General features: G+C 66.7%; 18 protein-coding genes. 15 read left to right on the top strand and 3 right to left on the bottom strand.

The window, feature by feature from the left end; translation table 11 throughout:
* Positions 1-68 precede the first annotated feature (68 nt).
* Entirely contained in the window at positions 69-791 is a 723-nt protein-coding gene (locus tag DEJ11_RS02875) for a CPBP family glutamic-type intramembrane protease (RefSeq protein WP_111046636.1), read from the bottom strand.
* Positions 792-943: 152 nt separating this feature from the next.
* On the opposite strand from DEJ11_RS02875, the gene DEJ11_RS02880 reads away from it, so the two are divergent.
* The 12 genes from DEJ11_RS02880 (at position 944) to DEJ11_RS02935 (ending at position 16,394) form a co-directional block, all read left to right on the top strand.
* On the top strand, positions 944-2,395 hold the full coding sequence (locus DEJ11_RS02880) for a tyrosine-protein kinase domain-containing protein (protein WP_111103868.1): 1,452 nt from the start codon (positions 944-946) through the stop codon (positions 2,393-2,395).
* A 78-nt stretch (positions 2,396-2,473) separates the two neighbouring features.
* A complete protein-coding gene (locus tag DEJ11_RS02885; RefSeq protein ID WP_111103866.1) occupies positions 2,474-3,358 on the top strand; it encodes a beta propeller repeat protein in 885 nt (294 codons plus the stop codon).
* Positions 3,355-4,815, top strand: a complete 1,461-nt coding sequence (locus DEJ11_RS02890; protein WP_258375434.1) for a sugar transferase — start codon at positions 3,355-3,357, stop codon at positions 4,813-4,815. The genes DEJ11_RS02885 and DEJ11_RS02890 overlap by 4 nt, the downstream gene beginning before the upstream one ends.
* Positions 4,815-5,945 carry a glycosyltransferase gene (locus DEJ11_RS02895; RefSeq protein ID WP_111103864.1) on the top strand — a complete coding sequence of 377 codons (1,131 nt, stop codon included), beginning with the start codon at positions 4,815-4,817 and terminating at the stop codon, positions 5,943-5,945. Before DEJ11_RS02890 ends, DEJ11_RS02895 begins: the two co-directional genes overlap by 1 nt.
* A 143-nt stretch (positions 5,946-6,088) precedes the next feature.
* Positions 6,089-7,099, top strand: a complete 1,011-nt coding sequence (locus DEJ11_RS02900; RefSeq protein ID WP_258375437.1) for a glycosyltransferase family 4 protein — start codon at positions 6,089-6,091, stop codon at positions 7,097-7,099.
* A gap of 43 nt (positions 7,100-7,142) precedes the next feature.
* A complete protein-coding gene (locus DEJ11_RS02905; RefSeq protein WP_258375436.1) occupies positions 7,143-8,222 on the top strand; it encodes a glycosyltransferase in 1,080 nt (359 codons plus the stop codon).
* Positions 8,219-9,379 (top strand): glycosyltransferase, encoded by a 1,161-nt coding sequence (locus DEJ11_RS02910; protein WP_146250068.1) that lies wholly within the window; start codon positions 8,219-8,221, stop codon positions 9,377-9,379. Before DEJ11_RS02905 ends, DEJ11_RS02910 begins: the two co-directional genes overlap by 4 nt.
* Entirely contained in the window at positions 9,376-10,614 is a 1,239-nt protein-coding gene (locus DEJ11_RS02915; protein ID WP_146250067.1) for a hypothetical protein, read from the top strand. Before DEJ11_RS02910 ends, DEJ11_RS02915 begins: the two co-directional genes overlap by 4 nt.
* Positions 10,615-10,965: 351 nt before the next feature.
* Positions 10,966-12,312 (top strand): O-antigen ligase family protein, encoded by a 1,347-nt coding sequence (locus DEJ11_RS02920; RefSeq protein ID WP_146250066.1) that lies wholly within the window; start codon positions 10,966-10,968, stop codon positions 12,310-12,312.
* Entirely contained in the window at positions 12,309-13,358 is a 1,050-nt protein-coding gene (locus DEJ11_RS02925) for an acyltransferase family protein (protein WP_258375432.1), read from the top strand. Before DEJ11_RS02920 ends, DEJ11_RS02925 begins: the two co-directional genes overlap by 4 nt.
* Before the next feature lie 262 nt (positions 13,359-13,620).
* Positions 13,621-15,441 (top strand): DUF4012 domain-containing protein, encoded by a 1,821-nt coding sequence (locus DEJ11_RS02930; protein WP_111103850.1) that lies wholly within the window; start codon positions 13,621-13,623, stop codon positions 15,439-15,441.
* 389 nt (positions 15,442-15,830) lie between these two features.
* Positions 15,831-16,394: a hypothetical protein gene (locus DEJ11_RS02935; protein ID WP_110864288.1), complete on the top strand. Its 564-nt coding sequence runs from the start codon at positions 15,831-15,833 to the stop codon at positions 16,392-16,394.
* Between the two features lie 69 nt (positions 16,395-16,463).
* Here the strand turns inward: DEJ11_RS02935 and DEJ11_RS02940 are convergent, their stop codons facing one another.
* On the bottom strand, positions 16,464-16,928 hold the full coding sequence (locus tag DEJ11_RS02940; RefSeq protein ID WP_111103848.1) for a VanZ family protein: 465 nt from the start codon (positions 16,926-16,928) through the stop codon (positions 16,464-16,466).
* A 259-nt stretch (positions 16,929-17,187) separates the two neighbouring features.
* On the opposite strand from DEJ11_RS02940, the gene DEJ11_RS02945 reads away from it, so the two are divergent.
* From DEJ11_RS02945 to DEJ11_RS02955, 3 genes are all read left to right on the top strand, one after another.
* On the top strand, positions 17,188-17,517 hold the full coding sequence (locus tag DEJ11_RS02945; RefSeq protein ID WP_071248415.1) for a hypothetical protein: 330 nt from the start codon (positions 17,188-17,190) through the stop codon (positions 17,515-17,517).
* Between the two features lie 101 nt (positions 17,518-17,618).
* Complete coding sequence (locus DEJ11_RS02950; RefSeq protein ID WP_217499688.1) at positions 17,619-17,948, top strand: hypothetical protein; 330 nt, start codon at positions 17,619-17,621, stop codon at positions 17,946-17,948.
* A gap of 298 nt (positions 17,949-18,246) precedes the next feature.
* Positions 18,247-23,724, top strand: a complete 5,478-nt coding sequence (locus DEJ11_RS02955) for an Ig-like domain-containing protein (RefSeq protein WP_146250065.1) — start codon at positions 18,247-18,249, stop codon at positions 23,722-23,724.
* An 86-nt stretch (positions 23,725-23,810) separates the two neighbouring features.
* Here DEJ11_RS02955 and DEJ11_RS02960 read toward each other — a convergent pair whose 3' ends face one another.
* Positions 23,811-24,542 carry an SOS response-associated peptidase gene (locus DEJ11_RS02960; RefSeq protein WP_110864292.1) on the bottom strand — a complete coding sequence of 244 codons (732 nt, stop codon included), beginning with the start codon at positions 24,540-24,542 and terminating at the stop codon, positions 23,811-23,813.
* Positions 24,543-24,602 lie beyond the last annotated feature (60 nt).

The following is a 24,602-nucleotide window of genomic DNA, read 5'->3' on the forward strand; positions in this document are numbered from 1 at the left end:
TGCAGGCTAGTGGTCCGCGCTGCCGAGCGACCGCCCCTGACCCCATCTGGGGACGCAGCCCTGGCCGCTCAGCGCGGCCAGGTGGCGACGACCGCGACCGCGTTGAACAGCACGTGCGCCAGGATCGCGCCGCCGATGCGGTCGGTCATCGCGACGAGCGTGCCGGTGAGCAGGCCGAGCAGGAACGTGGTCACGAACACCTGGAACCCGCCGAGCGACGTGCCACCCGCACCGAGCAGCAGGTGGAGCAGCGCGAACAGGAACGCCGTGACCAGCACCGCGAGGAACCGGGTGCGGGGTGTGAGCTCGGCGGCGAGCCGGCGCTGGAACAGCCCGCGGAACACCACTTCCTCGAGCATCGGGCTCACGACGACGATGCCGATCGCCGACACGAGCAGCAGCCCGACGTCGGGCGTGCCGAGGGACGGCGCGGGCACCAGCCCGGTCGTCCCCGTGAACGCGAGTGACATGACGACGTCCACCGCGCGGCACACGATCACGATGCCGATCGCGAAGACCACGATCCCCAGGTCGAGTCGCAGCCGCGACACCATGGCCGATCGCGGGGTCCGACGGAGCACCACGGCTGCCGCGACGACGAGCGGCACCCACACGGCTACGTCCGCGGCGAGCACCTGCAGGACCGGCGAGGGGATGCCCCCAGTCCGGGTGACCTGTCCGACGATCCGGGTCAGGATCACGGCGACGCCGAGCGCGACGAGGATGACGATGAGGTCCCGCTGTCGCCGCACGCTGGGCTCGGTGGTGGTCTGGGCCGTCTCGGAGCGCATGGGGCCACCGTAGAGGACACCGCGCGGCGGATGGCGACTTCCCCCGAGCAGGACTCAAACCTGTGACACTATTTGTATGCCGTGCGCCGGGAGTACCCCGGCGTGCCTGTGTCGGGACCACAGGGACGGTTCGGATCGGGGAAGGCAAAGGCGTGGAACTCCGCGACTACATCACGGTGCTCCGCAAGGGTTGGGTACTCATCGTCGTGCTCGCCCTGGTGGGAGTGGCCGCAGCCGCAGGGTTCTCCCTGCTGAAGAAGCCGGTCTACTCGGCATCGGCGCAGGTCTTCGTCTCCACGGAGACGTCCGGCAGCGCGAGTGATCTGGCCCAGGGCAACACGTTCACCCAGCAGCGGGTGCTGACGTACTCGAACCTGGTGTCGACGCCGATCGTGCTGCTGCCGGTCATCTCGTCGCTCAAGCTCGACATGAACGCAGACCAGCTCGCGACGATGGTGTCGGCGACGGCGCCGACGAGCACGACCCTCATCGCGATCTCGGTGGAGAGCACCGACCCGGTGCAGGCCGCGGACATCGCGAACGCGACCTCGCAGAGCCTGACCAACGTCGTGCAGGACATCGAGGCCACCGACGCGAGCGGCAAGAGCACGGTCAAGCTCACCCGCGTGAAGCAGGCCGACGTGCCGAGCGTCCCGGTCAGCCCGAACGTGCCCGTCAACGTGGCGCTCGGGCTGCTCGTCGGGCTCGCCCTGGGCATCGGGATCGCCGTGCTGCGCGAGACCCTGGACAACCGTATCCGCACCGAGATCGACGTCGAGAAGATCAGCGACAAGCCGGTCGTCGGCGGGATCGCCTTCGACGCCAAGGCCGCCGAGCGCCCGCTCATCGTGCAGGTCGACCCGCGCAGCCCCCGTGCCGAGTCGTTCCGCACGCTCCGCACCAACCTGCAGTTCCTCGACATCGGCAGCGGTGCCCGCACCTTCGTCATGACGTCGTCGATGCAGTCCGAGGGCAAGAGCACCACCGTCGCGAACCTCGCGATCGCCCTGGACAGCGCCGGGTTCCGCGTCATCCTGATCGACGCCGACCTGCGCCGCCCCCGCGTCGCCGAGTACATGGACGTCGAGAGCAACGCCGGTCTGACCGACGTGCTGATCGGCCGTGCCGACCTGGAGGACGTCGCCCACCCCTGGGGCCGCGGCAAGCTCGTCGTCCTGCCCGCCGGTCAGATCCCGCCGAACCCGTCCGAGCTGCTCGGCTCGCGCGCGATGCAGGACCTGATCGACCTGCTCGAGCAGCAGTTCGACTACGTCCTGTTCGACGCACCGCCGCTGCTGCCCGTCACCGACGCGGCGATCCTGGCCAAGAAGGCCTCCGGTGCGATCGTCGCGGTCGCCTCGGGACAGACGCTGAAGGGCCAGCTCGCCGCGGCCGTCGCCACCCTCGAGAACGTGGGGGCCCCGGTCTCCGGCTTCGTCCTGACGAAGATGCCGCTGAAGGGTCCGGGTGCCTACGGACACGGCCGCTACGGCTACGGCTACAGCTACGGCCACGACGAGGACGACAACACCGTGACCACGTCGACGCACCCGCCGAAGCGCGCCGGCAAGAAGCTGGGCGTCCTGCGTCGAGCAGGACGCTGAACGGAGTCGAGGGACATGGACACTCGCCGGGGGACCCGAAGCCTCGGACGTGCACTGCCACGGACCACACTGATCATCGTGGCTGCCGTGGTGGTGGCGCTCGTCGTCGTCGACGTCGTGCTCGTTTCACTCGCCCTCGGCCGCACCGCGCCCGAACAGAACGGGCCAGCCGGCCCCATCCCCACCTTCACGAGGTCACCCGACTCGAGCGAGACGCCGCGGGCGAGTGCGTCCGCTGACGCAGACGCCACTGCGACCAAGCAGCAGGGTCGCCGCCTGTTGGCAGCGGTCGACGGCCAGGAGGCGTGGCGAGCGACCGGTGGGTCGTGCGGCGGCCCGCGGCCGGTGCTGGAACACTCCGTGGACGGCGGGGCGACGTGGGTCCCGGTGGGACTCGGGACGGATGTCGGATCGCTCATGGCGATCCGGGCCTCCAGTGCGGAGCTCTCGGTACTGGTGGGCGTCGGCGACGACTGCACAACGACGGCGCGGACCAGCACCGACGCCGGCGTGACGTGGGAAGCCGGGGCGCCCGGCGCCGCCGGCGCCGGCATCAGCACCGACGGTGTCGTGCTCGCGAGCGGGACGGAGCAGGCGCCGTGCGGCGATCCGATCGACGCGTTCCAGGGTGAGAAGACCGCCGTCGTCATCTGCGACGGCCAGCTCGAGTGGCGCACCGGCGATGCCGCCTGGGTCGACGTGCCGATGGGCGGCGTCCGTTCGATCGGCGTCGACGGCGGCAACTACACGCTCGCCCGCGTCGGTGCAGCAGCGTGCGACGGTGTGCAGATCGAGACCATGTCCGCGTCGGACGTGACGCCCTCGTCGTCCACCACACCGATCGGCTGTGCCGACGGCGCCGACACCGACAACACCGTCACCATCGACCGTGCCGGCCAGGATGTGTGGCTGTGGGACGGCAAGACTGTGCGGGTCTCGTCGGACGGTGGCGCGACTTGGTGACGGTCACCGATCGAGCTGACCAACGCAACGACTCCTGGGAGACGACCTACGCGCGTCGACTGGTCCTCACCGATCTACTGGCCGTGGCCTGGGTGACCTTCGGGGTGCAGATCGCGTGGTTCGGACTCGACAGCCAGATCGTTGACGGCAGCATCCCGGACCTGGCCGTTGGGTACACGACGGTCTCGATCCTGATCATCGTTGCGTGGTTGGTTGTTCTCGCGCTGTACGACACTCGTGACCCGCGATACATCGGGACGGGTGCTGGCGAGTACCGCCGGATCGTAGACTCGGCCATCCGCCTCTTCGCGTTCGTCGCGATCGTCGCCTATGCATTCAAGATCGACCTCGCCCGCGGCTACATCTTCATCGCGTTCCCACTCGGCGTCCTCCTGCTGCTGCTCACACGGTGGATGTGGCGGCAGTGGTTGAACGCGCAACGGCGCAACGGAAAATGTTCTGCCCGCGTCCTGCTTGTCGGTTCCGTCGGCTCGGTGGAACATCTCGCCTCGGAACTCGGGCGGCACCCGGAGGAGGGCTACCGGGTGGTCGGTGCATGCGTCCCCAACGCAGCCGCAGGGAGCCTGCTCCCCAAATCAGGCGTGCGGGTGTTCGGCCAGATCCCTGATGCCTTGCGGGTTCTCGGAGCGAGTGGGGCGGACACCGTCGCGGTGACCAGCTCGGACGAATTGGGCGCTCAGGCGGTCCGTGAACTCAGTTGGGGCCTCGAGGCAGGCCGCCAGCACCTCATCGTGGCGCCGAGCCTGACGGAGATCAACGGCCCCCGCATCCACACGCGTCCGGTCGCTGGGCTGCCGCTCATCCACGTGGAGATGCCCCGGTACGACGGATCGACGCTGTACCTGAAGCGTGGGTTCGACGTCGTCGGCTCCGCGCTCCTCATCGTCGTGCTGTCACCGCTCCTGATAGTCCTCGCCCTGATCGTGAAGTTCACCAGTGCCGGTCCTGTGCTCTACCGCCAGGAGCGGATCGGCCTGAACGGGAGGCCCTTCGCGATGCTGAAGTTCCGTTCGATGCGTGTCAATGCTGACGCGGAGCTCGCGGCGCTCCTCGCAGAACAGGGCCGAGGGGACACCCCGCTCTTCAAGCTCGAGAACGATCCGCGTGTCACGCCGATCGGGCATCTGCTCCGCAAGCACTCGCTGGATGAGTTCCCCCAACTGTTCAACGTGTTGCTCGGCTCGATGAGTCTCGTCGGGCCGCGGCCGCAACGTGAGGGCGAGGTCGCGCTCTACGACGAAGCAGCGCGTCGCCGCCTGCTGCTCAAACCCGGTATGAGCGGGCTGTGGCAGGTGGGTGGCCGTTCGTCGCTCGGATGGGAGGACGCCATCCGTCTCGACCTGTACTACGTGGAGAACTGGTCGATCACAGGGGACCTCGTCATCCTGTGGAAGACGGTGCGGGCAGTCCTCGCCCCTGGACAGGAGGCGCACTGATGCCGGGGCTGATCGCGCATGAGTGGGTTGCGCCGCATGGGGGCTCTGAGAATGTCGCTGAGCTGATGGCTGAGACGTTTCCGAACGCCGACATCCTCGCGCTCTGGAATGACGCACCTAGCCGTTTCGTCGGAAGGCGCGTGCGGGAGACCTGGTTGAGCCGCTCTCCGATGCGTCGACACAAAGCCTTGGCCCTGCCCTTCATGTCGCCGACTTGGGCAGCGATCGATCTGAGACGCTACGACTGGGCGCTCGTCAGCTCCCACGTGTTCGCGCACCACCTCGGTGACGCGCGTCGGGGATCAGCCACGACCGCGAAGTTTGTGTACGTGCACACTCCGGCGCGAACTATCTGGGCGCCCGAGCAGGACTCACGAGGAGCGAGCAGGCTGGTTCGCCTAGCAGCTCCCGTGTTCCGCACTCTTGATAGGTCGCACGTGTCTCAGCGTGTGCAGTACGCGGCGAACAGTAACTATATCAAGGCTCGTATTCGGCACGTGTGGGGGCAGGATGCGCGCGTGATCTACCCTCCGGTCAACGCAAGCGACCTGCTGAACGCACCAGCCGACTTCACTGAGGCAGAACAGGCAACACTGGCAAATCTGCCCGACGGCTATGTTCTGGGTGCCTCGCGCTTCGTGCCGTACAAACGGCTCGACCTCGTGATGCTCGCCGCAGCCGAGGTTCGACGACCAGTTGTGATCGCCGGCGGCGGCCCTGAAGAAGGCCGGCTCAGGGAACTAGCGGCACGTCTGAAAGTGCCAGTTCAGTTCATCGCTTGGCCAAGAAACCCGCTGCTCCACGAGCTCTACCGGCGTGCGTCCGTCTTCGTTTTCCCTGCAGTGGAGGACTTCGGCATCATGCCAGTAGAAGCGATGGCGGCTGGGGTGCCAGTGGTCGTCACGAGTGAAGGCGGTGCGCGTGAGAGCGTCGATCTCGTTGACGGCGGTGAAATCGCTGAGGAAGCTGAGGTTGCTTCGTTCGGGAGGGCGATCAATCGCGCTGTCTCTCGCGACATTTCCTCCGTGCCAGCACGAGTGGTTTCTGCTTTCGGGCGTGAGCGGTTTCAGCGTGAGATCACGGAGTGGATAGCTTGTGCCGATGAGAATTTGTCATTGCCGGGCGCGTAGCGACTGACGCCCTAAGTCTTGTACTTCGAATTAGAAAAAAGCCGTCATCGCGCGATCGTGAGTCCTTTTCACCTTCTGGAGGAATCTGCATGAGAATCGTCGCCGTAAGCCGCTCCTTGCCGGGCCATTCCATCTCCGGGGGCATGGAGCAAATAGCGCACGACCTGTTCAGCGAATGGAGCAGGCGTGGGCATGAAGTGACCTGCGTGACAACTCCCGGCTTTCGGGATCACGGGCAGGCGTACAACGTGGTCACCGTGCCTGGACGGTCGGCAAGATACTCATCCAAATGGCGGAGGGCGCTACCTGGGCAGGTGAAGGCTCTGCAGCCGGACCTCGTGTTCAGTGTGAGTGGAGGAGCGCACGGTCCACTCGTGAAGAATGCGCTAGCGCCGGTTGTGATGCAAGCGCATGGCACCTCGATCGACGAGATACGTACCAAGTTGCGTTCGATGAGACCATTGGACTGGCTGAAAGCGGCAAAGAACGTGCTCGGTCTGATAGGCGATCTGCGGAGCTACCGGCACTACGCGGTGGCGGTCGCTGTCAGTGACACCGTCGCCGAATCGATGAAGCGTTTCCCCAAGCGGCTCCAGGCAAAAATGACACGTGTCATTCCCAACGGGGTGCCGCTTTCTGCGAATCGGAGTGATCGCAGGGATGGGCCGTTGAAGGTACTGTTCGTCGGCCGCATGAAACACGAGAAGGGGCCAGATCTCCTGGTGGGCGCGGCCCGCGGTTCCGACTGGCTCGTGAAGATCATCGGTGACGGACCGGAATTGACATCGTTACGAGAGTCGGCCGGGGAGAACGTCGAATTCACCGGGAAACTCGGTCGAGAATCCGTTCTGATGGAACTCGAGCTTGCCAACGTGCTCGTCGCTGTCTCGCGGCGCATCGAAGGCTTGCCGCTGGTGGTTCTTGAAGCACTGGCTGCGGGGGTGCCTTGCGTCGTGTCCGACTCGATCGCGCATTCGTTCGGTTCGTCGATACCTGACGGATTGGTCGTGGTGGAGCCTGATTTCGCAGAGGTCCGTAGGGGCGTCGCTGCCGCTATAAATATGACTGCTTCATTGCCGCCGGAATTCGGGATAGAAGTCTGCGCTATTCGCTACGAAGAACTCTTCCAGAAATTGGTGGTCGGCGTTGACTGAGTCCGAGGCTAGACTTGTTGGAATCTTCCGAAACACGCAGTTTGTGCCCTCCGAACCGTTTATTGTTGACCAGGCGAGTCGATTGAAAAGATACACTCCGGTCTTGCTTGCCCGAGACAGGTTTGCCCCAAGGTCAATCCCCGGATACTCCTTATCCGGTGAATCACGTTTTGCTGGGCTGGCCTATAGGGCCGGATTCCGAAGCGCGCTTCGACCACTATTTTCTGCGGCACGCGTGCAGCTTATCCACGCGCACTTTGGTGTTGATGCGTTTTGTGCCCTACCAGCCGCTCGGGCAGCTTCTATGCCAATGGTCGTGACTCTGCACGGATTCGATGTCACTTTGGATCCGGATGAGTTCCGGCGTTCATACAAGCCAGCGTGGCGGCAGTACTACAGAGGTCGGAGCAAGCTTCTGAGCTCGAGCGACATCGAGTTCGTGGCAGTCTCTCGATTCGTTGCACAGAAGGCGATCGCCTTGGGCGCCGACGGCGAACGGATCACAGTCGTGCCAACTGGCGTTGACACGTCTTCTCTCTTGCCGAGTCCGCTTCCAGAGGTGCCACGTATCGTCCACGTGGCACGTCTCGTGGAGGTCAAGGGGACGGAGTTCTTGCTTCGCGCCGTCGCTCGTCTCGCCCGCGTCATCGCTGCCGTGCATCTGGACATAGTTGGGGACGGTCCTCTGCGGGAAGATCTCGAGGAGCTTGCTAAGTCCCTCGGTCTGGCTAACCACATCACATTCCATGGGGCACTCCCTCACAACGAAGCGCTGACGCTGATCGGGCAAGCGCGTGTTCTCTGCCTACCGTCGGTGCGTGCTGCTTCTGGTGCCGCGGAGGGCCTCGGACAAGTAAGTTTGGAGGCCATGGCACTGGGGCGGATTGTTGTCGCATCCGATTCCGGGGGGATCGCGGAGGTCGTGCGGAACGGAGAAACTGGGGTGCTCGTTTCCGAGCGACAACCCGCAGAACTAGCCCGAGCTCTTGAGTTCGCGCTCACGTCAGAGCGTGCAGGCGCGCTGGCTGAGAACGGTCGGAAGATGGTGGTGAGTGCGTTTGATTCGACGAAGCAGGCCGGTCGTCTGGAGGACGTCTACGATCGTGCTTGGAGGTCAGCTTGAACTTCTCAAAGGTTTTGATCATTTCAACGGCAGACTGGGACCACCCTCTCCAGACGAACAAGCAGCACGTCGCTCGGTCTCTTGCCTCGATGGGCCTGCAGATCCTCTACGTTGAGACCCTTGGGCTGCGGCCGATAACGCAGCGAGAAATCGGCGACGGCGCTCGTATTGCGCGACGCCTCAAGAACGCTTTTCGCGGGCCCCACCAGCGCGCCAGCAACATCTCGGTTGTCTCTCCTCTGGTGCTGCCAAACTGGGGAAGCGGAATAGTTCGGTCCGTGAATCGCCTAGCGCTGGGCGTTCAAACGTCGCTCTGGATGCTGGCATGGGGGCGTCCTGATTTGGTCATCAGCTACTCTCCGGTCGGTGCGGTCGTGCTCACACCCTTCGTCGTTGGGCTGAAGAAAGACCGTATGAAGGTCGTATACCACTGTGTCGATGATATAGCCGCGCAGCCTGGTATGCCGTCGGGTGTCATTGAGCGCTTCGAGGGATCCCTCATCAAGAAGGTCGACGGTGTAGTTACGACGTCGAAGCGCCTCGCTGAACGGGCGACGGCACTGGGGGCCAGTCGTGTCCTTGAGCAAACGAATGTCGTCGACTACGAGCGCTTCGCTCCGGCCCGCGAGACAACCGCGCGACGCCACGACGGGGTCGTGGTGGGCTTCGTGGGAGCGCTATCCGAGTATAAAGTTAACATGGCGTGGGTTGAGAAAGCAGCGCAGCTTCGCCCAGACCTCGAATTCCGACTCTACGGGCCGCAGGATGAAACGTCGCTCAAGGGCAGCGCTGGGGCTATCCCTGAAAACATTCGCTTCATGGGACCCTTGGGCTCCGATGACGTTCCGTTGGCCATGGCGGAGTTCGATGCGGCTATCATTCCGGCACCCTTCAACCGTTACACGGAATCGATGTTTCCGATGAAGTTCTTCGAGTACATGGCTGCCGGGGTACCCGTCGTGGCCAGCAATTTGTCGTCGCTGCGGGCATTCCGTGACAGCGCAATCTTGGTGAACGATTTCGACGGCTTCCTCGCCGGAATAGATAGCGCACTTGCCGGTGGTGGTCCGTCTCGGGAGGCCAGGTTGGCGACTGCCGAGATGCACACTTACGAAGTCCGTACACGAGAAATGCTTATCGAAATCGAGTCTTGGTGAATGCGAACCGCTGGTGGCGCATTGCTTCGCGTCTCACAGGGTTTGGCCTCATCCCTGCGTTGTCGATCGCCTCGACAGTTATTCTCCTGCCGCTGGTGGCCCACCGGTTCGGCCCCGGAGGTTGGTCGGCCGTGTCCGTGGGTAGCTCAGTCGGTGCCTACGTCGGCGTTCTCGTCGGTTTGAGTTGGCCCATCGTCGGTTCCCATCTCGTAGCCGAGAGCGCCCCCTCAATTCGTCGGTCGATCTACATCAACAGCCTCCGCAGCCGCGGGCTGGTTTTTATTCTGGTGATTGCGCCAGCTCTCGTGTTGTCGTTGCTGTTGACATCGGGGACTGGATATGGTCTTCCGGCGATGCTTGTCACGCTCGCTGTGGGCCTTAATGGATTCACCGCTGCGTGGTTCTTCTCAGGCTCCAACAGGCCCTGGGCATTGGTCCGAAACGAGGCACTCACTCGGTTCGTGACATACGCTCTGATCATCGCGGTGCTCGCGATAGGAGCGCCTTTCTGGATGTATGGAGTGTTGTTGAGCGCTTCCGGTATCGCCATGTTAATTTTCAATCAAGTGACCATACTGGGATGGAAGCGGGCTGGCGAAAGTGTCCGCGACGTTGGCCCTACTCGGCTCCGTGATCACTGGAATGGCGCAACAGCGCGTCTCTCGAATTCTGCGTTCTCGACCCTAACGCCGGTTCTCTTCGCTGCCAGTGGCGCACCCGGCCTGCACATATTCACCGCCTACGACCAGGTGCAGAAGGCGGCCGGTAACGCTCTCGGGGTTGTGCCGCAAGCGTTCGTCAGCTACGTTTCGGGCCAAGTTGATTGGGCTTCTAGAAAGCGGCGATTGCGTTCGGTTGTCGTTGGTGCCGCGATTCTTGCGGTGGCGATACTCGCTTGCTGCTTAACGCTTGGTGGAACTGTCATCGAAGCCCTGTACCGCGGTGAGGTTTCGCCGCTTTGGGTGCAGGTTACACTTGCTGGGGTGGTGGTCACTAGTCAGTTCTTCGCACAGTTCCTGCAGCAAGTGGTGCTGGTCCCCCTCGGACAAGTCGGGCACTCGTACGTTGTGATGTCAGTGGTCAGCATTGTTGCGGTCGCAGTCTTCCTATTGGCGGTCGGCTCAGGAGGTGTGACGGGCGGGCTCCTCGTCGTGGCCGCCGCCTCCCTGCTGACAGTTCTTCTGTACAGCGCGTTGGCGTTGAGCGGAATGTTTTCCATGTGCAAGGGCTCGTGAAGCAGTCGGATGGCATGGTCCGAACGACTTCGACATCAGGCGAACCCGTTGACGGCAGCGCGTGCTCGCCGTGGAGGTTCTTGCGGCGCCCGGGTGTTTCGACGAGGACCTCTGAGGGACTCGCCCGCGGGCTGTGACGTGCTTTCTTGATGGTGCCCGGACGTAGGGGTACGTTCATCCGCTCGTTCTTGAATGCGAATCGTGGGCGACTCCTGCTGAGCTGGTCGCGCGGCACCGGAGCAAGCAGGAGGCAGCGCTCGCGATCAGGTGACGCGGTGCGCAAGGGCCCGCACCGGCGTTGCCGGTTTCAGGATTCTCCGGGTACGCTTCGAGCCGTTGAAGGGGGGCCCGGTGGACTCGACTGCGCTCATCGCCACAGCGCTCCTTGCGCTCGTTCTCGCCGCTCTCTCGCTGACCCTGCGACGGCATGTCAGGCTCTACATCTTGGCGTTCGTCGCCATCCCGCAGTTCTACCTGCCGGGCGTTCCGGTCCCTCTCGCTCAAGCGTACGCGTTGTTCTTGCTCGTCGCGTCCTTCTTTGACACCGACCTTCGCATTCGAAAACGAGCCATCACCGTCCCGATCGGCATCGTTGCGACTCTCACTCTGGTCGCCTTGATCTTCCCGCCGCATCCAGGTAGTGCGATGAGTATCCTTGTCTACTACGGCACTTGGGTGTGCATACTCCGCTACATCTGGGCGGAGCGATCGAGCCCTAGGCACCTGAACATCGCGATCGCCTCGACGATCCCGTGGATTGTTCTTGAGGCGGTCCTCACGGTGTCCTTTCGTCTGCGTCCCTCGCTCGAAAACGCCTTCCTGCACTCACCCGTCGCCGAGCTACTCATCGGTCCGGCCGCTCCTTCGCTGTTCAGCGGTGAACCAAACAATGTGCTTGACCCGGCGAAGGCAGGTGGTCTCTTTGTCAACGGCAACGTCGCCTCAATGTTCCTCGGCGTCGCGTGCCTCACCATCGCAGTCCTCGCCCGGCGGCTGCGCAGCCGTCTCCTCGGCGTCCTCTCGATCGCAACGCTTGCGGCTGTCTTCGCGACAGGGTCCAAGACGGGAGCGGTCCTCGCGATTCTCATCCCTATCGTCGCCTGGGTCATCGTGCGCGTTTCTCGTGGCAGTCGCCGCGTCTTCATCCTCCCTGCGCTGCTCGCCGTCGTGGGCGCGTCAATTGCTGCACCAGCGGCGATCTCCACGCTGTTCCCTTCCTTCACAGCCCAGGGCGACGTCAGCCTCGGCACCCGCGGTGGCCTGTGGGGACTCGCCGGGCGGCTCTTCGTCGACCATCCGTTCGCCGGCGTCGGGTGGGATGAATTCCAGGAGTACGCGCTCCGCCTCACCGGAAGCGCGTTCCCGCCACATAACCTCATCATCGCTGCGTGGGCGAACACCGGGATTCTCGGCGGGATCACCGTCGTCGGGTTCATCGTCGGCTGTGTCGTCGGGGGCCTCGTCGCCGCATTCCGCGCAACTGATCAGCGACAACGCCGAATCATCGTCTACGCGCTCTGCGGCTCGGGATGGGTTTTCATACACGGGATGGCCGATAACACCAGCATCTACGGAGAACCGAAAACCATGGTGCTGCTGTCGTTGCTCCTCGCACTGAGTCTCCCAGCTGCAGCACGCCTGGGAACGGATCGTGTTTCGGCACCTGCCGAGGTCGTATCAGCGGTGCAAGCAAAGTGATCGCGTTCGACCGGTACCGATCTGCGAGGCACTTCCCCCAGCTTGATGGTCTCCGCGCGGTGAGCATCCTGCTGGTGCTGACAATTCACTCGCACGTCTCGCAGCTTCGGTTCCTCAACGGCTACACGGGCGTCACAATCTTCTTCGTTCTCAGCGGCTACCTCATCACGACATTGCTTCTCAGAGAGCAGGACAAGTACAGACGCGTCTCTCTCAAGGGCTTCTACATCCGCCGGGTGTTCCGAATCCTCCCGCTCTACTACCTCGTCCTCGCTGTGAACGTCGTTGCCGTGTACGCCGGCTTGGGCCAGGATCCTGGTGATTTCGCGCATCGACTGGTTCTCTTCCTCACGTACCTCAACGAGTTCGCCAGCCCCGGCACATTCGGGCACAGTTGGTCGCTCGCGATCGAGGAGAAGTTCTACCTCGTGTGGCCGCTTCTGGCCTTCACGCTCCCTGTTGTCTGGAAGTGGCGCGTGGCGATCGCGGGAGCACTCGCCCTTACTGCAGCAGTCAGCGGTCTCTGGGGTGGCTACCTCAGCATCTACGCCCCCATTATCTTTGGCTGCCTCATCGCTCTCCTTCTTCACAACGAGCGCGGTTTCGCCCTCGCCGGTCGTGCAACCCGGCCGTTGCCCGGGATACTTCTCGGCACGCTGGCAATCGTTGTCCTGCTGCTCTCAACGGCGGACTCGCACCACCAGGTTTGGTTCGGGTTCGCGTTCGCGATCGCTCTTCCGGTCCTCATGATCGGTCCTGCCGGTGCGCACGGATGGCTCTCCTGGAAGCCTTTGGTCTTCATGGGCCGCCGGGCCTACGCCACGTACTTGATCCATCCGCTCGTGGGCAGCGGTCTCGATGGCGTTCTTCCGAACACTAGCGAGCTCCCGTGGAGCGTCGTCCACCTCATCCTCATGGCGGCGGTCTCAATAGGCGTTGCGCATCTCCTCTTCATTCTGTTTGAGAACCCGGCGACACAGTTCGGCAAACGGCTGGCAGCCTCGCAACGGCCAGTCGGCTCGCTTCTCGCTGATCCTCGGTCCTGAGCCCGGGTCGCCTCTGCCGCCTCGGTGATCACGTGCCCTCGATTGGGTCAGCTCGATTTCGCGTCCGTGCAGTTGTCCCCGTTGACTCTGCTGGTACCGAAAGTCTCGTTCCGGGCGGGGTTGCAATTGGCGTTAGGGAGACACGTTGAAAGACGATTTGCGGGGCTCAACGCGGTTGTGCAGTGATGGACGAACGTGAACGATCGGTCAGCCGCTGGCCCGGTCGAAGGCCGGGGTGCCCGGGCTCCCTTATCCTGATCCCATGTCCGACGTGCCCGAGTCGCGACGCACTGCAGCACGCCGGGGGTCCAGGGCCCGGGTTGTTCTGTGGGTCGTCCTCGCCCTTGTCCTGTTGTTGATCCTCGCCGTCGCTTGGGTGGGGGTCCGTGGTGTCCTCGCGAAGGGGCACCTGGAGCGTGCCGTTGGGGACGTGGACATGTTGCGGTCACAGTTGAGCGGTGGGGATTCCGCCGCGGTGAAGAAGACCGCGGCGCAGCTCGAAGACGAAGCTGCGTCGGCCCGGTCGCTGACCGGTGATCCGGTGTGGGGTGCGGCGCAGTACGTGCCGTTCTTCGGCGCCAACCTGCGTGCTGTGCGTGAAGTGTCCGTGATTGTGGACGACGTGGCGCAGAACGCGGTGAGTCCGGTCGCCGGCGTGGTCGGTGAACTCGGTTCGGACTCCTTCGCGCCGAAGGACGGCAAAATCGACCTGCGGCCGATCGCGGATGCGCAACCGTCGGTGGCGAAGGCGACGAAGACCCTCGCCGCAGCACAGCAGGACGCCTCGGCGATCGATGTCAGCGGAACCTTGTCGCCGGTGACCACCGCGGTCGGGCAGTTGCGGAACGCGCTGTCGACTGCGTCCGCGCAGGCAGACGCTGCGAACCGAATCGTGCAGCTCGCGCCGGCCATGCTGGGTCATGACGGCGACCGGAACTACGTGCTGTTGTTCCAGAACAATGCCGAGTTGCGTGCTGGTGGGGGGATCCCTGGAGCCGTGGCGCTCCTGCAGGCCAAAGACGGCGCCATCGACCTGCAGACGCAGGCGTCGAGCACTGACTTCGGTCACTTCGAGCAACCCGTGCTGCCGCTCGACGCGGACACGCGGGGCTTGTACGGCAACATCACGGGCGAGTACGTCCAGGACGTCACCCTCACGCCGCGGTTTGACGTGTCGGCGCAGCTTGCGCGGGAGATGTGGAAGCAGAAGTTCGGCCAGCAGGTCGACGGCGTGCTCGCCATGGACCCGGTGACGTTGAGCTACATCCTCAAGGCGACAGGACCGGTGCAACTGCCAACCGGCGACACGCTCACGTCCGCCAACGCCGTCAAGCTGTTGCTGAGCGACGTCTACGCCAAGTACCCCGACCCGGTCATGCAGGACGCGTTCTTCGCCTCCGCGGCCAGTGCGGTGTTCGACAAGGTGTCGTCCGGCGGATTCGATGCGAAGGCCTTCGTCTCGGCCCTGACGCAGAGCTCGTCCGAGGGACGACTGCGCGTCTGGAGCGTGGACAAGGCTGAGCAGCGCCAGATCAGCGGGACGTCGGTCGCCGGGGAGCTCCCGACCGCCACTGCGGACGGACGGCAGCTCGCCGTCTACCTGAACGACGGCACCGGCGCGAAGATGGACTACTACCTCGACAAGCGCCTGTCCGTGGGCAGCTCGGTGTGTCGAAAGGACGGGCGGCCGACGTCCGTCGTCCAGATCACCATCAAGAACACGGCACCGGCTGACGCGGCGACGAGCCTGCCCGAGTACGTCACGGGCGGCGGCAGCTTCGGTGTGGAGCCAGGCAAGATCAAGACGCTCCTCGCCGCGTATGCACCGGAGAACGCGATCTTCCTCGGCGCCACGAAGGACGGCAAGACGACACCGGTGCAGACCCAGACCGACGGTGGGCACCCCGTCGCGCAGCTGCAGACCCTGCTCGCGCCGGGCGAGAGCCTGACCTACCGAGTGGCGTTCCTGGGCGAGTCGGAGTTCGGGCGGGCACCCGTGAGCGCGACCTCGACCCCCGGCGTCCGCTCCACGAAGACCCAGCCGCTTACGTTCTCGTGTGCGGACCCGCTCGCGGCGGGCTGACGAGCACTCATTCCTTCGAAAGATCCGTTGAGCGCGAAGGGCACGCCCCCACTCCGGGGGGCATCCCGCGTGCCTGTCCGACCGCAAAGACTCCTGAAGTGACGATCAGGACGACCGCGGCGCCACAAGCACTGCCGATTGATCAGGGGTTTTCCTGCCGGGTGTCCGCAGAAAGGTCGACAGGGGGTGCCCTGGCGCTCGATCGAGCACGGTGAACACATGACGACCAATGACCAAAATCCAAACGATCTGGCACCTGGCTGTGAAAGTCCGCTAGATTGAGGGAACTTCGCCATAACACCCGCCATAACCATGGCCTGGGTTCGGGTCGGCGGGGGAGCGGGCTCTGGACGTCAGGGTCTGGAAATCAGATCTTTAGGGGAACATTCATGAAGAAGCTCATCGCAGCGGTGGTGCTGGCTGGCGCCGCACTGCTCGCCACTCCGGCCGTCGCCAACGCCGCCGGCTACACGCCTGACTCCGACGTCTCCGTCTCCGGCTCCGCCGTCGCCGGTGGCACCGCTTCGGTGAACTTCACCGAGGGCGCGTTCCAGGACAACGAGACCGTCAACGTCCAGGTCACCGGTGCCGGTGCGGTCACGCTCGGCGCGCTGCCGACCACGACCGTCTCGAAGACCTACACGGCCGCTTCGGATGGCTCGCTCGACGTCAACGTCACGTTCCCCCAGGGCGCCTCGGGCACCTACAACCTGACCGCCACCGGCGCCACCTCGGGCGTCGTCGGCTTCGCGGCCTTCACCGTCGCCCCGGCTGACGCTGCTGCGGTTCCCGCAGCTGGCGCCGGTGCTGGCAACGGCACCGACGGCACGCTGGCCTTCACGGGTTCGACCGTGTCCGCCCTGGCCCTCTGGGTCGCCGGCGGCGCAGTCGTCCTCGGTGGTGGCCTCCTGCTGGTCCGCGGCTCGGTCCGCCGCCAGCGCGAGTCCGTCTGAGTCTCGACACACTGAACGAAGCCCCCGGAGCATCTGCTCCGGGGGCTTCTTCGTGTGCGGAGAACGTCGTCAGCGACGCCGGGCCGCCCGGCTGAGCAGCAGCACACCCGCCACGGCCCCCAGGAGCGCCCCCACGCCGTTGGCGACGACGTCGTCGATGGTCGCGGTGCGGGCGGGCAGGAACAGCGCCTGGCCGGTCTCGATGCACGTGCTGACGACGAGCCCCGCGGCGATGGCGGCCCACCACCAGCGGGCGCCGGCGAGCAGCACCACGAGCAAGCCGAGCGGCACGAAGTAGACCACGTTCGCCAGGGACTCCACGGTGGCGTAGTCGATGCGCTCGGGCAGACCGTGACGGTGCGCGGTCGCGAGGACACGGGTGAGCCACGGGGCCCCTGCGGTGTCGACGGGGGAGCCCCAGAACCCGACGAGCGCCAGGGCGACGCCGTAGGCGATCGCCAGCCCCGTCGCGAACCGACGGCTGCGCCAGGTGGCCGGGGCGCGGTCGTCGACGCGGGGCTTGTCGGAGGTCACGTGCCGACGCTAGCGAGTCGCGCCTCCAGGCAGGTGTCCGCACCATCTCGTCCCCCGATCCCGGCGATCCGGAAAACGAGTACCCCGATCCTGGCGCTGTACCCCGGAAGTGCGACGCATCTGCCCGGAAATCCGGGGCTGTCCGATGGACGGCATTGACGAAACCCGTGAATCGACGGGCCTGGCTGGCGATCCCCTCGGCACTTCTCGTAGCGTTCTGGTGTCAGCAGATGTACCCCGGATCGTGAAGGAGAGCGACATGAGCATCACCGTGAACAACGCGACGCAGGCCGAGGTCACCCTCGACACCGACACCGTGGACACCATCGCGATCCTCGAGGCCGATGCAGCGCTCTCCTCGCGCCCCAAGCGCGCCAAGGTCACCTGGGTGCAGGAAGACCAGGGCGAGTGGATCGCCGGCTACGGCGGGTACTTCGGCGGCAGCGTCGACAAGCGCGACGACCGTTACGTGGCCTCCGACACCTTCGGGCTCGTCGTGGGCGAGTTCTCCTCCCTGGAGGAGGCACAGACCAAGCTCGAGGACCAGCTGCACGTCATGCTCCCGCCGGTCATCCGGCCGGTCGAGTGACGACGACGGACACCAGCTCCACCGGCGTCGATCGCGACGCCCGCACCACCCGGAACCACCGGCACCACCCAGTACGCAGCACAGCACGAAGGAGCATGACCATGAGCACGACCGTCGCCCACCGCCAGCAGGCCGAGGTGACCCTGGACACCCAGACGATCGAGGTCATCGCCGAGATCGAGGCCCAGGTCGTGGCTCCCGTGCAGGCAGCCCCCGTCCGCATCTCGTGGGCCCAGGCCGACACCGGCCTGTGGGTCGCGAACTACGGCGGGTACTACGGCGGCACCGTCGACCGTCAGGGCACCCACTTCTTCGTCTCCGACACCTTCGGTGAGTACGTCGGGGACTTCCGTTCCCTCGACGAAGCAAAGGCGCGCCTGTCCGAGCGCCTGCACGTGCTGCTGCCGGACGTGATCCGTCCGACCGCGTGATCCACTGCTGATCGCTCGCTGATCCTCGAACCCCCGCCGGCCTGCCGGCGGGGGTTCTTCCGTGCGCCCGGGGCGCGAACGGGTCGCGACGGTGGACCGAGACGTGCCGGACCGCCGCGTACCCCCTGAACGAGTGGTCCCCCCTATTGGGGACCCGGATTGTCCCCATCCGAACACGAGGAACTGCCAGGATCAACCTGGCGCCAACGACCGTTCTCCCTGATCCTCCGGTCGGTCTCGGTGCCCGCATCGTCTCGACCCGAAAGTGATCATGCAGCGTACGAACCCGGGCACCGCTGTGCCCAGAAGCCGTCCCGGCCTGCGCGCCGTCGCCATGCTCGGCGCGGCGCTCCTCGCCGGCGTCGGTCTGACCCAGGCCGTCGTGGCCGATCCCGCCGCCGCAGCCGGCGCGCTGGCCTGCGACCAGAACACGCTGTACGGCATCAACACCGCCGCGAACCAGCTCGCCGCCATCGACGCCACCACCGGTGCCGTCACGAACGTCACGAGCATGGCGCCGGGCGACAACGCCCTCGCGGTCGCCCGCAACGGTGTCGCCGCGTACGCGTCGATCAACAACGGCAACACGATCACCGGGTACGACGCGGTGAACGATGCCCGGATTGCCGACGTGACCGCCGCGGACCCGAACGGCAGCCACCAGCTGCTCCGTGGTGCGATCAACCCGGCGACCGGCATCTACTACTACGCGAGCGGCGCGAACCCCGCGTACCTCGGTGCGTACGACACGAAGACCGGCGCGAAGATCGGCCAGGTCGGCACCATCGGCAACCTGCTCACCAACAAGAACGGTGACATGGCGTTCAGCACCCGCGGGCTGCTGTTCGTCGTCACCGGCAACGAGATCCGTCGTGTCGACACCGAGACGGTCCCGACGACCGCGGGCACCACGGCTCTGACGACCTCGAAGGTCGCGACCCTGCCGATCGACGCGAGCACGAGCGGCAGCCCCGGTATCGCGTTCTCGTCCGACGGCTACCTGTTCGCCTCGGTCGGCTCGACCATGTACAAGATCGATCCGGGTTCGGGCGCGCAGGTCAGCACGTTCACGATCGCGAACGGCTACTCGCCGAGCGACCTGGCGTCCTGCAACTACGCCAACACCCTGGCTGCGCAGTCGAGCGTCGATCAGCGGTGGAGCCCGTCCGACCAGTTCGGTCTGGCGGTGACCGGCGGCGGCGTCTCGACGGGCAACACGGCCACCACCAACGGCACGGCCGTCGGCACCCAGCCCCAGAAGGCGGGCGCGGTCCTGTCGACCCCGAACAAGACCTACACGGCTCGCCAGACGGCGGTGGGCACCACCGACCCGTCGAACTACACGACCACGTGGAAGGCCGTGAACCTGAACAGCGACGCGGTCGTCGCCAGCGGCACCGGCACCACGGGGACCTTCACGTTCCCGGCAGCCACCACCGCGGACGGCACGGACGTCCTGGTCACCTTCACGAACACGCTGAAGGCCACGCACGTTGCCACCAGCAGCGACACCGCCACGACCCCCACCGGCACGGCGCTGTCGGTGCCGGCATCCTCGGGTGTGCTCGCGAACGACCAGGGGACCGGCCTGTCCGTGGTCTCGAACACCACGCCGGCGCACGGCACCGCCACGGTCGCGGCCGATGGCTCGTACACGTACACCCCGGCCGGCGGGTTCTCCGGCTCGGACACGTTCCAGTACACGGCGAAGGACTCGTCGGGGCAGACCTCGAGCAGCACCGTGACCGTCACCGTCGCACCGAAGGGCTCCGACGACGCCTACAGCGTGCACGCGGGCACCGTGCTCACGGTGAACGCCGCGGACGGCGTCCTGACGAATGACCGCGGGTCGGACCTGACCCTCACCGGTCACGGTCGGCCGTCGCACGGTCTGGTGAAGATCGGCCCCGACGGGTCGTTCTCCTACGGCGCCGACAAGGGGTACTCCGGTCCGGACTCGTTCACGTACACGGCGAAGGACGGCTCCGGCGCGACCGTCACCGCGACGGTGCGACTCACCGTGCTGCCGACCGCGACGGCCGATGCCGTCACCGCGACGGCCGGGTCGTCGACGACCGGCAACGTGCTCGACAACGACCTGGGCACCGGCCTGACGGTCACGGGCAACAGCGCCCCCGCCCACGGCTCGGCGACGGTGCGTCCGGACGGCTCGTACTCGTACACCCCGGCCGCCGGGTTCTCCGGCACCGACTCCTTCACGTACACCGTGACCGACGGCAGCGGCGGGACCGACACCGTCACGGTGACCGTGCAGGTCGCCCCTGCGGCACAGGACGACACCGTCAAGGTCGCCGCGGGCGGCACTGCCACCGCCGGCACCAGAGCGACCGGCGTGCTCGGCAACGACTCCGGCACCGGGCTCACCGTGGCGTCGAACACGTCCCCCTCGCACGGTGCGCTGACGCTCGACAAGGCCACCGGTACGTTCACGTACACGCCGGCCGAGGAGTACTCCGGCCCCGACGCGTTCACGTACACGGCGGTCGACGGCTCCGGTTCGCCGAGCACCGCGACCGTCACCATCACGGTCAACCCGACCATCGGCGCCGACACCGCGTCGACGGACGCCGGCACCCCGGTGACGATCGACGTGCAGGCGAACGACCGTGGTGCGGACCTCGAGACCACGATCGTCGCCGGCCCGTCCCACGGCACGGCCGTCGTCGCAGCGGACGGCTCGGTCGAGTACACGCCGACCGCCGGAGCGTCCGGCACCGACTCGTTCACCTACACGGTGACCGACGGCAGCGGTGTCACCACCGGTGCGGCGACCGTCACGATCACCGTGCGGCCCGTCGCGACCGCCGACACGGTGTCGACCCGGGCCGACGAGGCGCTGACCATCGACGCCGCCACCCTGACCGGCAACGACCGGGGCACGGGGCTGACCGTGACCGACGTGACCGCAGGCGGGGCCGCCGGCAGCGGCACCGGCAACAGCACCGGCGAGACCGGCGCCGCCCGCGGTACCGTCGCCCTCGACCGTGCCACCGGCCGCGTCGTCTACACCCCGGCCGACGGCTTCTCGGGCACGGACACCTTCACCTACACGGTGGTCGACGGAGCAGGTCGCTCCACCACGGGCACGGTCACGGTCGTCGTCGGCCCCCGCGCCACGGCCGACACCGTCACCGCCACGGCCGGCTCGACGCTGACCGTCGCGAAGGGCGACGGCGTGCTCGCGAACGACCGGGGCACCGGCCTGACCGCGGCCGTCGACCAGCAGCCCGCACACGGCACGGTCGAGCTCGCCGCGAACGGCTCGTACACGTACACGCCGAAGGACGGCTTCTCGGGCACGGACACCTTCACCTACACGGCGACGGACCCTGCCGGCCGCACCACCACCGGCACCGTGACGGTCACGGTCCGCCCCGGCACGGAGCCCGACACCATCACGGTCGCGGCGGGCGGCAGCACCACGGTCACCTCCGGCGCCCTGACGGGCAACGACCACGGCACCGGCCTGACCGTCGTGTCCGTCACGGACGGCAAGAACGGCACCGCGACCCGCAACGACGACGGCACGATCACGTACACGCCGAAGGACGGCTTCTCGGGCACGGACACCGTCACCTACACGGTGACGGACCCGTCGGGCACCACGAACACCGGCACCGTGACGGTCACCGTCACCCCGGTCGCGGGCGGCGGATCGACCTCGGCCGAGGCCGACGCCACCACCACCGTGCCGGCCGGCACCGGACTGCTCGACGGTGCGAAGGGCACCGACCTGGCGGTCACCGACCACACCAAGCCCTCGCACGGTGACGTGACGGTCGACGAGGACGGCTCGTACACGTACAAGCCCGAGCCGGGATACTCCGGCCCGGACGGGTTCGACTACACGGTCACCGACGGCTCCGGCGGGACGACCACGGGCACCGTGACGATCGTCGTCGCCCCGAAGGCCGCCGCGGACACCACGACGACGAGCGCCGCGACCCCGGTCGACGTCGCCGTCACCGGCAACGACTCGGGCACGAAGCTCGCCGTCACCGCGGTCTCGAAGCCCGGCCACGGCACCGCGACGATCACCGGCAGCACGACGCCCGGCGGCACCGGCGGCGGCGCAACCGGCCCGACCGGTGCCAGCTCGGTCACGTACACGCCCGCCGACGGGTTCTCCGGCACGGACACGTTCACCTACACGGTGACCGACCCGACCGGCGGCACCGCGACGGCGACCGTCACCGTGACCGTCACGCCGACCGCGGTCGCCGACGCCCTGCGCACCGCGGCGAACACCGCGCTGCCGATCAGCGGCGCGACCCTGACCGGCAACGACCGCGGCACCGGTCTCGCCGTCACCGCGCACGGTCGCGCCGAGCACGGCACCGTGACCGAGGGCACCGAGCCCGGCTCGCTCGTCTACACCCCGGCGAAGGGCTTCTCCGGCGCGGATACGTTCGAGTACACGGTGACCGACGGCGCCGGACGGACCTCGACCGCGACGGTCACGGTCGTCGTCGGCGTCGCCGCGGTCGACCACTGGCACACCATGTCGACGAACCGCAGCATGCGCATGACCGCCGACAAGGGCGTGCTGGTCGGTGACTCCGGTCGTGGGCTCTGGGCCGCCATGGAGACGAAGCCGTTCAACGGAAAGCTGTCGCTCGAGAAGGACGGCTCGTACGTCTACACGCCCACCTCGAACTGGTCCGGTCGTGACTGGTTCACCTACTCGGCCAACGATGCCGACGGCACCGCGGCGTTCGCGCGCGTCGTCATCGACGTCGCCCCGGCCGCGAAGGACGACAAGGCCTCGACCACGGCTGGCAAGACGGTCCGGGTCGCCGGCCACGGCGTGCTCGGCAACGACCACGGTGACGCCCTGACGGTCGTCGCGGTGGGCCAGGCCCGTCACGGCACGGCCTCCATCGCCGCCGACGGCACGTTCGTCTACACCCCGGCGAAGGGCTTCTCGGGCACGGACACCGTCACGTACCGTGCGCAGGACTCGATGGAGCAGCAGGTCGACGCCACCGTCACGATCACGGTCGGCATCGCCGCGGCGGACGACTCCGGGCACACCGTGTCCGGCACGCCCGTCACCCGCGACGCCCGCCACGGCCTGCTCGCCGACGACCAGGGCGCCGGCCTCACCGCCGCCCCGGCCCGGAAGCCCGCCCACGGAACCGTGACGATCCAGCGGAACGGCGCGTACGTCTACACGCCGGCCGCCGGCTTCACCGGCACGGACACCTTCACCTACACGGTGACGGACGCCTCGGGGCAGACGGCCACCGCCACCGCGACCATGACCGTGGTCGCCGCGGCGGTCGCCACCGACGACTCCGCCACCGGGATCGTCGGACACCGGGTCGTCGTGGATCCGCTCGACAACGACTCCGCCACCGGCGGCGCCACGTTCGAGCCGGGCACGCTGCACCTGCTCCACCCCGAGTCCGGCACACCGACCGACCGCGTGGTCGTCGCCGACCAGGGCACGTGGACCATCCGCGACGGCCGGGTCGTCTTCACCCCGCAGGAAGGCTTCACCGGAACCACCTTCGTCGGTTACGAGGTCACCGACAGCGCGGGACAGACGGTCAGCGCGACCGTCACGGTCCGGTTCCCGACCGGGCTCGCCGCGATCGTGCACGACACCGAGCTCGCCTTCACGGGCGTGACCGGGCTGGTCGGCCTCGGGCTCGCGGCACTCGCGCTCATGCTGGCGGGCGTGCTCCTGGTGACCCGACGACGGATCGCGGTCCGCGTCGCGCCGGGCATCCGCCGCAGCGCACGTCCGTAACAGGGCACCGGACTGGAGGCCCGGATCACCGCAGCAGACCCGCTGCGGTGATCCGGGCCTGCTGTCTGCGCGCGGGGCGCGACCGCCTACGCGACGGGCGCGATGAGCTGCGGTCCGTCGTTCCGCACGCTGTTCACCGTGCGGGAGACCTCGTACTGCGCAAGGCCCGCGGCCACCGCCAGCGACTCGTGGTCGAGCAGGGCAAGCAAGTCGTCTGACCGGAGGTCGCCGCCGAGCCAGTCGTCGTAGCCGTCGGGCGTCAGGAACGCCGGCATGCGGTCGTGGACCTCGCCCGGGGCGACGTGGGCGTCACGGGTGATGATCGCGAGCGACAGCCGCCACTTGTCCGGGTCGCCCTCGGGCTTCGTGGGGTCGGGCCAGGCACTGACCACGCCGGCCATCGCCAGGGCGCCGCCGGGTTCGTGCACGAAGTGGGGTTCCTTGCCGTCCTCGCGCACCACCCACTCGTAGTACCCCTGCGCCGGGACGATGCAGCGGTTCGTGGCGAAGGCCCGCTTGAACATGCCGCTCGTCGCGACCGTCTCGATGCGGGCGTTGATCGGCTTCGGGCGCTGCTTCTGGAAGTCCTTCGCCCAGCTCGGCACGAAGCCCCAGCTGATCTGCGGCAGCTCGCGTTCGCCGTGCCGCTGGCGGACGGCGTACACGGGGTCGGTCGGGGCGACGTTCCAGCTCGGGGCGAGGCCGGGGTGCACCTCGCCGGTGTCCTCGTCGACGTGCTCGGTCCGGGCGGCGAGCTCGCCCATGAGCTCGGGCAACAGATCGGCCGTGGTGTCGGAGACGACGAACCTTCCACACATGTGCCCAGTGTGCCCGTCGCCGCCGACAGTGGTGCGCGTCGGGGTGCGCCGTTCACGCTT

The organism is Curtobacterium sp. MCLR17_058, assembly GCF_003234705.2.
In the GTDB taxonomy this organism is placed as follows: domain Bacteria; phylum Actinomycetota; class Actinomycetes; order Actinomycetales; family Microbacteriaceae; genus Curtobacterium; species Curtobacterium flaccumfaciens.

Bases quoted from the DNA above. Each gene is read 5' to 3' on its own strand.
- DEJ11_RS02900 (WP_258375437.1), top strand. From the start codon at position 6,089: ATGGAGCAAATAGCGCACGACCTGTTCAGCGAATGGAGCAGGCGTGGG.
- DEJ11_RS02945 (WP_071248415.1), top strand. From the start codon at position 17,188: ATGAGCATCACCGTGAACAACGCGACGCAGGCCGAGGTCACCCTCGAC.
- DEJ11_RS02960 (WP_110864292.1), bottom strand. From the start codon at position 24,542: ATGTGTGGAAGGTTCGTCGTCTCCGACACCACGGCCGATCTGTTGCCC.
- DEJ11_RS02950 (WP_217499688.1), top strand. From the start codon at position 17,619: ATGAGCACGACCGTCGCCCACCGCCAGCAGGCCGAGGTGACCCTGGAC.
- DEJ11_RS02875 (WP_111046636.1), bottom strand. From the start codon at position 791: ATGCGCTCCGAGACGGCCCAGACCACCACCGAGCCCAGCGTGCGGCGA.
- DEJ11_RS02930 (WP_111103850.1), top strand. From the start codon at position 13,621: ATGTCCGACGTGCCCGAGTCGCGACGCACTGCAGCACGCCGGGGGTCC.
- DEJ11_RS02895 (WP_111103864.1), top strand. From the start codon at position 4,815: ATGCCGGGGCTGATCGCGCATGAGTGGGTTGCGCCGCATGGGGGCTCT.
- DEJ11_RS02935 (WP_110864288.1), top strand. From the start codon at position 15,831: ATGAAGAAGCTCATCGCAGCGGTGGTGCTGGCTGGCGCCGCACTGCTC.